6 protein-coding genes and 1 pseudogene are annotated in these 7,155 nt (G+C 69.1%); 3 read left to right on the top strand and 4 right to left on the bottom strand.

Translation table 11 applies throughout. From position 1 onward, the window contains the following. A partial coding sequence (locus tag G3N92_RS28680) for a cytosine permease (RefSeq protein ID WP_241015076.1) occupies positions 1-1,557 on the bottom strand: 1,557 nt, incomplete at its 3' end. A 71-nt stretch (positions 1,558-1,628) separates the two neighbouring features. Further along, positions 1,629-2,039 carry a nuclear transport factor 2 family protein gene (locus G3N92_RS28675; protein WP_206130953.1) on the bottom strand — a complete coding sequence of 137 codons (411 nt, stop codon included), beginning with the start codon at positions 2,037-2,039 and terminating at the stop codon, positions 1,629-1,631. A 292-nt stretch (positions 2,040-2,331) separates the two neighbouring features. Here G3N92_RS28675 and G3N92_RS28670 point away from each other — a divergent pair, with 292 nt between their 5' ends. Next, the gene (locus tag G3N92_RS28670; protein WP_206130952.1) at positions 2,332-3,138 is read left to right on the top strand and encodes a class I SAM-dependent methyltransferase; all 807 of its coding nucleotides are present in this window, start codon (positions 2,332-2,334) and stop codon (positions 3,136-3,138) included. A gap of 95 nt (positions 3,139-3,233) precedes the next feature. Beyond that, positions 3,234-3,824, top strand: a complete 591-nt coding sequence (locus tag G3N92_RS28665) for a YigZ family protein (protein ID WP_206130951.1) — start codon at positions 3,234-3,236, stop codon at positions 3,822-3,824. Between the two features lie 44 nt (positions 3,825-3,868). Here the strand turns inward: G3N92_RS28665 and ilvA are convergent, their stop codons facing one another. Both ilvA and ppk2 read right to left on the bottom strand, forming a co-directional pair. Next, the gene (gene ilvA, locus G3N92_RS28660) at positions 3,869-5,452 is read right to left on the bottom strand and encodes a threonine ammonia-lyase, biosynthetic (RefSeq protein WP_206130950.1); all 1,584 of its coding nucleotides are present in this window, start codon (positions 5,450-5,452) and stop codon (positions 3,869-3,871) included. Between the two features lie 239 nt (positions 5,453-5,691). Then, on the bottom strand, positions 5,692-6,615 hold the full coding sequence (ppk2, locus tag G3N92_RS28655) for a polyphosphate kinase 2 (protein ID WP_206130949.1): 924 nt from the start codon (positions 6,613-6,615) through the stop codon (positions 5,692-5,694). 238 nt (positions 6,616-6,853) lie between these two features. On the opposite strand from ppk2, the pseudogene G3N92_RS28650 reads away from it, so the two are divergent. Beyond that, positions 6,854-7,155 (top strand): annotated as a pseudogene (locus tag G3N92_RS28650) (hypothetical protein); the annotation flags it as partial.

Below are 7,155 nucleotides of genomic sequence, written 5' to 3'. Positions count from 1 at the left end.
TGGACCAACGTGATGTCCAGCGAGAAACCAAATGCACCTACGACCCATCCCATCCGATTCACGACGCACTCGCTTTCGGTAACGGACCCACCTCCACCGGCATCTACACTGCCACCACCACCCCTGCCCTCCACGACGCTCTTCCGTACGGCGCGTGTCGAGCCGGCGCCACGGCAGCAGGTAGGCGAGCGTCGCGACCGCGAGGCCCACGGCCCAGGCGATGTCCACGCCGCCGAGCCGCGCCGCGAGCGGGCCGCTGTACACGCCCGGCAGCACGAAGAACGGCACCGACGCGATGAAGCCCGCCGCATACGACGCGAGCCCGCGCACACCCCACGCGCCGTAGATGCCGTCCGCCGTGAACAGATGCGTGATCGCGTAGCGACCGCGCCGCACGAAGAAGTAATCGACGAGATTGACGGCCGTCCACGGCGCGAGCAGGTACAGCATCATGGTCAGCGCGGCGAACAGGATGTCGATGGCGTTGCCGGTCAGCAGCATCGAGATCGTCACCCACACCGCCGTGAGCAGCACCAGCGTGACGATGCGGATCGTGCGCGTGGGCTTCACCGCCTTGAACGAATCCACGCCGGTGATCAGCGTCAGCATCGCGCTGTAGTTGTTCAGGCCCATGGTGGCGACCATCGCCCCGATCGACATGATCGAGATCAGCGCGCCGAAGCCGTGGAAGATCGTGTTGCCGGCCTCGTTCAGCGCGATCAGGCCGTCGGATGCGCCGAGCCGCGACGCCAGCCACGCGCCGAGCGCGATCAGCCACACCGCCGACGAGGACGCCCCCGCGAACACCGCGCCGATGATCGCGCGCGGCCGCGTGTTGCGCGGCAGGTAACGCGAGTAGTCCGACACATACGGCGCGTAGGTGATGTTGTAGCTGGCGCTGGCCGCGAACTGCGAGGCGAACGCCACCAGGCTGAACGCGCCCGCGTGCGCGGCCTTGGCCGGCACGCCGCCGAACAGGATCGCGGCGCTCAGCACGAGATAGAGCGGCAGGCTCAGATACAGCATCCACTTGAACGCGCGATGCAGCCAGTCGTGGCCGTACACGGCCAGGAACAGCGCGAACAGCGCGGTGGCCAGCGTGATCGCCACCGGCGGCCAGCCGAAGATCGCATGCAGGCCGCTCGCCATCAGCACCACGTCCACCACGTTGAACGCGATGAACGTGAACGCGGTGGCCAGCAGCACCACCACCACGCCGCGGTAGCCGAACTGCGCGCGCGACTGGATCATCTGCGGCAGGCCGAGCTGCGCGCCCTGCGACGCGTGAAACGCCATGAACAGCGTGCCGAACAGAATGCCGAGCGTGCCCGACAGGATCGTCCAGCCCAGCGACAGGCCCATGCCCGGCCCGACGAAACCGATCGCGATCGTGAAGAACTGGAAGTTGCCGAGGAACCAGAACGGCCCCTGGTCGAGCACCTTGCCGTGCCGCTCGCTGTCGGGCACATAGTCGATCGAGCGCGTCTCGATCGCGGAAAAGCGCGGTTGCTCGTGCGCTGCCGCGCCGCCGAGGTCCGCCGTGCCGGGGTGTTCCATGGGGAATCCTTGTTCAGTTGTCCTGATGCCGAAGCGCGTTCGCGCGGGCCGGCGGGTGGGTCGAAGCGGCGTCAGGCGGCGGCGCCGGGCCGCGGCGCGGGCGACAGATGTTCGTGCACGGCGAGCCAGCGCTGGCCGGCGCGCGCGAACACGATGGTTTCGCGTTCGTCGAGCACGTCCTGCCCAGCGCGGGTGCGCAGCGTGGTGCGCACCGCGTGCGTGAAGATCGCCACGCCGTCGCCGGCCAGTTGCACGGCGCGCTCGCGCGATTCGCAGCCGAGCACGGCGAAGCCGTCGTCGCGTTCCCATTCGCGCCAGCGCGCCGCATAGGCCTCGCGCGAACGCAGCGGCGCATCGACGTGGTGGAACACGAAGCTCGCCTCGGGCGCGAACGCCGCGAAATAGGCTTCGCGGTCGTGCCGGCCGAACGCGTCGATCAACGCATCGGCGGCTGCCATCACCTGCTGTTCGGTCGGATTCATCGGGGCGTCCCTGGTCGTATCGATGGATTGGCAGCGATCGTAGTGAGTCAAAAAAACGCGACCTATCTCAACGTTTCAATGTAGACATCGACACGCGTCGATGTATGCCGCCCGGCCATGCGCGGCGCGGGCCGGCGCTGCCGTCCATCGGGGAATGCCCGGCCTTGGCGCACCCCGCCAACAGGCCGTGGCGGGCCGCGCGAACCCGGTTTGCATGGGCCGGCGTCGATGCATGGCCGGGGCGGGCCGGAACTGGCATGATGGCGGCACCCGACCGAGCCCCGAGACCGCCATGCCGATTGCACCGATTGCGCCGATGTGCGTCGCCCCCGCCGAAACCGCCTGCAAGTGTTGCGGCGGCGCGAGCCGTCTGTGTGGCGTGCTGGATTTCTCGGTGGGCGGCGCGGATCGCTTCGCCGGCCGCAAGGTCGATCCCTACGCGGGCATGCCCGTCTACTACCACCGCTGCGCGCGCTGCGGCTTCGTGTTCACGCGCGCGTTCGACGCGTGGACGCCCGACGATTTCGCCGCCCACATCTACAACGACGATTACGTGCGGCAGGATCCCGATTGCACCGGCGCGCGGGCGCGCGACAACGCCGCGATGATCATGCGGCATTTCCCGTCGATGGCCGGCCAGCCCACGCTCGATTTCGGCTCGGGCTTCGGCCAGCTCGAACACGAACTGGCCGCGCGCGGCTTCGGCCGGATCGCCTCGTGGGATCCATATCACGGCGCGCCGCAGGCGCAGCCGGCCGACGGCGCCTATCGCACCATCCTCGCGTTCGAGGTGTTCGAGCATCATCCCGATCCGCATGCGCTCGTGGCCACGCTGCTGCGCTACCTCGACGCCGACGGCGCGATCCTGCTCTCCACGCTGCTGGTGAGCGACGCGCAGGTCGAGGCCGGCATCGCCGACTGGTGGTATTGCCTGCCGCGCAACGGGCATATCTCGCTGTTTTCGGCGGCGGCGCTCGGCACGCTGGCCGCCGCGCACGGGCTGCAGGCGCTGTCGTTCGACGACGGGCTGCACGTGCTCCATCGCAACGCGCCGCCGCCCTGGGCCGCGCAGGGCGTTGCGCCGAGGCAGCCAGCCTGAAGGCGGTGCGCTTGCGGCGGCGCGCGGTGCCGCCGCGCGCCTGCCCGTAGAATGTCGGGTTTTCCGCCCGCTGCGCCGTTGCCGCCCCACCCGCCATGACCTATACCCTCGCGGCCACCTGTACGAAGGAGATCGAGATCCGCAAGAGCCGCTTCATCGGCTATGCGATCCCGGTGGCCGATCGCGACGCCGCGATGGCCGAGCTGCAGGCGCTGCGCGATACGCACGCCGGCGCCACGCATGTCTGCTGGGCGCTGCTCGCGGGCGGCCAGTCGGGCATGTCCGACGACGGCGAGCCGTCGGGCACCGCGGGCCGTCCGATCCTCGAAGTGCTGCGCCATCATGACCTCGACGGCGTGCTGGCCGCCGTGGTGCGCTACTACGGCGGCGTCAAGCTCGGCGCGGGCGGGCTGGTGCGCGCCTACACCGACGCGATCGCGGGCGCGCTGCTCGACGCGCAACGCGTGGAGCGCATCGCCATGACGCGGCTCGCGATCGAGATCGGCTATCCGGACGAAGCGCGCGTGCGCCGCTGGATCGAGCAGGCCGGCTTCGCGCTTTCCGACAGCGCCTACGCGATGACGGTGCGGCTCGCGATCACGCTGCCCGTCACCGAAGTGGATGCGACGCGCGACGCGCTGTTCGACGCCACGCAGGGGCGCGCCGGGTTTCCCGCGTTCGAGTGAACGCCCGGCGCGCGCGGCTTCAGGGCTGCCGCGTCAAGCCAGGTTCAGGCCAGGAACAACCGGTACGCCGGGTTCGCGGTTTCCTCGTGAGACGGATAGCCGAGCGTGGCGAGGAAGCGGTCGAACGCCGCGTGATCGGCGGCCGGCACCTGCAGGCCCACCAGGATCGAGCTGGTGTCCGCGCCCTGGTTGCGGTAGTGGAACAGGCTGATGTTCCAGTTCGGCGCCATCGCCGACAGGAACTTCATCAGCGCGCCCGGCCGTTCGGGGAATTCGAAGCGGAACAGCCGCTCGTCGTGCGACAGCGGCGAGCGCCCGCCGACCATGTAGCGAATATGCTCCTTCGACAGCTCGTCGCCGGTCAGGTCCGCCGTGCCGAAGCCGTGCGCCTCGAAGGTGGCGGCGATCTCGGCCGATTCGCCGCGGCGGCGCGTCTGCACGCCCACGAAGATGTGCGCGGAACGTGCGTCGGCGATCCGGTAATTGAATTCGGTCACGCTGCGCTCGCCCACCAGTTCGCAGAAGCGCCGGAAGCTGCCGCGTTCCTCGGGGATCGTCACGGCGAAAACGGCCTCGCGCGCCTCGCCCACTTCCGCGCGTTCGGCCACGAAGCGCAGGCGGTCGAAATTGACGTTCGCGCCCGAGGTGATCGCCATCAGCGTTTCGCCTTCGATGCCCGTCTGCTCGGCGTAGCGCTTCGCGCCGGCCACGGCCAGCGCGCCCGACGGCTCCAGCACGCTGCGCGTGTCCTGGAACACGTCCTTCATCGCCGCGCACAGTGCGTCGGTATCCACCGTGATCACGTCGTCGAGCAATGCGCGGCAGAGGCGGAAGGTTTCCTCGCCCACCAGCTTGACGGCCGTGCCGTCGGCGAACAGCCCGACCTCGGCCAGCGTCACGCGCTCGCCCGCGCGGATCGACTGCGCCATCGCGCACGAATCGGCCGCCTGCACGCCGATCACGCGGATCTCCGGGCGCACCGCCTTCACGTAGGCCGCCACGCCGGCCGCGAGGCCGCCGCCGCCGATCGGCACGAAGATCGCGTGGATCGGCCCCTGATGCTGGCGCAGCACTTCCATCGCGATGGTGCCCTGCCCGGCGATCACGTACGGATCGTCGAACGGATGGACGAACGTCAGGCCGCGCTCGGCCTGCACCTGCACCGCGTGCGCGTAGGCGTCGCTATACGATTCGCCGGCCTGGATCACCTCGACGGTCGGGCCGCCGTGCGCGCGCACCGCGTCCACCTTCACCTGCGGCGTGGTGACCGGCACCACGATCACGGCCTTCACGCCGAGCCGGGCCGCCGAAAACGCCACCCCCTGCGCGTGATTGCCGGCCGAGGCCGTGATCACGCCGCGCTCGCGCGCCTCGGTCGACAGATGCGCCATGCGGTTGTAGGCGCCGCGCAGCTTGAACGAGAACACCGGCTGGTTGTCCTCGCGCTTGAGGAACACGCGGTTGCGCACGCGGGCGGACAGGTTGCGGGCCGGTTCGAGCGCCGTTTCGATCGCCACGTCGTACACGCGGGCGGTCAGGATCTTCTTCAGATAGGCGTCGAGGCTCGATGCGATTTCGGCGGACGGGGGGGTGACGGTTTCCTGACTTCGACTGGACGGCGACAGCATCGAACGCTCCTGGCTTGGGGGATGATCGTGCCCGGAGACGGAAACAAAAAACCCGCCTCGGGGGCGGGTTTCGTGACGGCTTCCTTGCGCGCGCTAACCCACCATTCGATGAATGGTGCGAATAATGTGCGCGATCGGGAAGGCGAGACGGTTCATGGAGCGAGAGCATCCGCGATGCCGCGGCGTTTGTCAATCCCCGGAGCCGGCGGGCGCGCCCGCTCCGGGAACGGCGGCCGGGATCAGTAGCGTTCCGGCACGATCATCGATTCCGGCACCGGGCGGCGCAGGTAATCGGCGTGGTGGACGCGATCCGGCAGCAGCACCGGCGCGTGCTCGACCTCGTGATACGGCACCAGGCTCAGCAGGTGGTCGATGCAGTTCAGGCGCGCGCGCTTCTTGTCGACGGCCTGCACCACCCACCACGGCGCTTCCGGGATGTGCGTGCGCGACAGCATCTCTTCCTTCGCGGCCGTGTAGGCTTCCCAGCGGCGGCGGCTTTCGAGATCCATCGGGCTCAGCTTCCACTGCTTGAGCGGATCCTGGATACGGGCCTCGAAGCGCGTTTCCTGCTCTTCGTCGGTGATCGAGAACCAATATTTGACGATCTGGATGCCGCTGCGCACCAGCATCTTCTCGAACTCGGGCACCGAGCGGAAGAATTCCTCGTACTCCTCGTCGGTACAGAAGTTCATCACGCGCTCGACGCCGGCGCGGTTGTACCAGCTGCGGTCGAACAGCACGATTTCGCCGCCTGCCGGGAGATGCGCGGCATAGCGCTGGAAATACCACTGGGTGCGCTCGCGGTTGTTCGGTGCCGGCAGCGCGGCCACGCGGCACACGCGCGGGTTCAGGCGCTGCGTGATGCGCTTGATCGCGCCGCCCTTGCCGGCCGCGTCGCGGCCTTCGAAAATCACCACCAGGCGGTGGCCCGTGGCGACCACCCAGTCCTGCAGCTTGACGAGTTCGCCCTGCAGGCGGAACAGCTCGCGGAAGTACGCCTTGCGCGCTTCGCGGCGTTCTGCCGAGAACAGGGTTGCTTCGTCGTCGAAACGGCGGTCGTCCAGCTCCATTTCGAGCTCTTCGTCGTAGGCGTCGACGAGGTCTTCTTCCAGGCGGCGCTGACGCGCTTCGGCGTCCAGGTCTTCGATACGGGTGTCGCTCATCGTGCTGCCTCCGTGGGAATACGTCAGATTCGTGCGTTCCCGATTATCTCAGCGCCGCGTGTCAACTGCATTAACCGCCCCGATCCCGGCTTGCCGCCGGCTGCCGCGCCGCCGGAATTTCCTGCCACGCCGCCGCGCCGATTCTCTACACTGACGATTGCAGCGACGCTGCGCGCCCGGTTCGCCGGCCCGCGCCAGATAACGGAACCGGCCCCGAGACACCCGCCCCCGACGCCCGATGCGCACCCCTGCCCACCTTTCGCCCGATGAGCCGTTCCGCGTGCCGCTCGCCCGGCCGGCGCGCGCCGCCGAGATCCCCGCATTCCTGCGCGACGCCTGCCGGCGCCTGATCGCCCGCCAGCGCGAGGACGAACTGCTGCCGTGGGCCGATCAGGCGCTCGCGATCGATCCGTTCGCGCCCGAATTCGTCGAGATGCGCGTGCAGGCGCTGTCGCTGGCGGGCCGCCACCGCGAGGCCGCCGACATGCTGCGCCGCCACACCGGCCTGCCCTGGCCGCGCGCCGGCTTCGAAACGCGGCA

It is taken from the genome of Burkholderia sp. Ac-20379 (assembly GCF_017104645.1).
Classification (GTDB): Bacteria; Pseudomonadota; Gammaproteobacteria; order Burkholderiales; family Burkholderiaceae; genus Burkholderia.
Note: the sequence above shows the minus strand (reverse complement) of the source record. Positions and strands in the feature narration are given on the sequence as shown.

What these genes read in the sequence shown, in the direction of transcription:
- G3N92_RS28675 (WP_206130953.1), bottom strand. Translation starts at nt 2,039, where the DNA reads ATGAATCCGACCGAACAGCAGGTGATGGCAGCCGCCGATGCGTTGATC.
- G3N92_RS28670 (WP_206130952.1), top strand. Translation starts at nt 2,332, where the DNA reads ATGCCGATTGCACCGATTGCGCCGATGTGCGTCGCCCCCGCCGAAACC.
- G3N92_RS28665 (WP_206130951.1), top strand. Translation starts at nt 3,234, where the DNA reads ATGACCTATACCCTCGCGGCCACCTGTACGAAGGAGATCGAGATCCGC.
- ilvA (WP_206130950.1), bottom strand. Translation starts at nt 5,452, where the DNA reads ATGCTGTCGCCGTCCAGTCGAAGTCAGGAAACCGTCACCCCCCCGTCC.
- ppk2 (WP_206130949.1), bottom strand. Translation starts at nt 6,615, where the DNA reads ATGAGCGACACCCGTATCGAAGACCTGGACGCCGAAGCGCGTCAGCGC.